Below are 1,368 nucleotides of genomic sequence, written 5' to 3'. Positions count from 1 at the left end.
GGGAGTGTAAACTGAACTGTGTCAAGTATTTTTACTACTCACTTGGAGTTGTCTTCAAGTGAGTTTTTTCAAAATTATGAAATTTCATTCTATCTCCAAAAATGATGTATAACTGCGATAAAGTAACACTCCAATTTCGGACAGGCATAGTCCACTTTTGAGAGATTCTCTGTACAACCAGATATATCAGTTTCAAGAGTGCTGTATCTGATGTAAACGAACCTTTAGTTTTGGTAACCTTCCTGACTTGACGATGAAAACCCTCTATAGGATTTGTCGTATAAATCAATCTTCTAATGTCTTCTGCATACTCGTAGAAACTTGATAAGTTTTCCCAGTTAGTAAACCAGGATTGGACAGCAATAATGAATTTCTTGCCCCATTTAGCTTCTAAAGCCTCTAATTGTCTGAAGCCTTCTTCTTTGTTTACAGCAGTATAGACAAGTTTAAGGTCAGCCATGAAAGCCTTTTTGTCCTTTTCAGGAACGTATTTTAAGCTATTTCTTATTTGATGGACAATACAGAGTTGTATTTGGGTTTGAGAATATACGGTAGCAATAGCTTCAGGGAAGCCTTTCAATCCATCAATGCAAGCAATTAAGATGTCCTCTACACCTCTTCTTTTTAAATCTGTTAAAACAGAAAGCCAGAACTTGGCACCTTCTGTTTCAGCCACATACATACCTATCAAGTCTTTTTTTCCCTCTAAGTCTATTCCTAAGATGTTGTATATAGCTCGTGAAACTACTCTGCCATCCTCTTTAACTTTATAATGGATACAATCCATAAAAACAATGGGATAAATGCTCTCCAAGGGTCTGCTACGCCATTCCTGCATGGCAGGAATTACCTTGTCTGTAATACTGGACAACTGTGTGGCTGAGATGTCCATTTGATACAGCTCCTTTATATGAGAAGATATATCTCTGGTAGACATGCCTAAACCGTATAAGCCTATAACTTTAGTTTCAAGCTCTTCTGTAATGATTACCTGTCTCTTAGGTAAAATCATAGGTTCAAAAGTCCCTGAACGGTCTCTACTACTCTCCAGTTCAAATTCTCCAGATAAACTCTTTACTTGTTTGCTTGTCTTTCCATTTTTACGATTAGATATCCCTTTTGCTTTTGATTCTGCCAGATGGCTTTCCAATTCCCCAGCTAGAGCTGCTTCTAAAAAATGTTTCATCAATGGCGCAAAAATCCCTTTCTCTCCACTAAAAGGCTTACCATCATACATACCTTTTATGGCCTGTTTTTTAAACTCTTCAAAGTCAAATTCTGATTTCTCTTCCATAAAAAAAACTGTGTTTAAAGTAAAATTAACATTTTAGCTAAATTTTACCTTGACACAGTTTAATTTACAGTCTC

Annotated in this window: 1 protein-coding gene; it reads right to left on the bottom strand. The window is 36.3% G+C overall.

The annotated features are described in order from the left end of the window. Positions 1-34 precede the first annotated feature (34 nt). A complete protein-coding gene (locus WAE64_RS24715; protein WP_340240869.1) occupies positions 35-1,294 on the bottom strand; it encodes an IS256 family transposase in 1,260 nt (419 codons plus the stop codon). Positions 1,295-1,368 lie beyond the last annotated feature (74 nt).

The sequence above is a fragment of the Emticicia soli genome (assembly GCF_037860775.1).
In the GTDB taxonomy this organism is placed as follows: Bacteria; Bacteroidota; Bacteroidia; order Cytophagales; family Spirosomataceae; genus Emticicia; species Emticicia soli.
This window is presented reverse-complemented; position numbering and strand designations above follow the sequence as displayed.

Excerpts from the sequence above, each read along its gene's own strand:
- WAE64_RS24715 (WP_340240869.1), bottom strand. The coding sequence starts at position 1,294 with ATGGAAGAGAAATCAGAATTTGACTTTGAAGAGTTTAAAAAACAGGCC.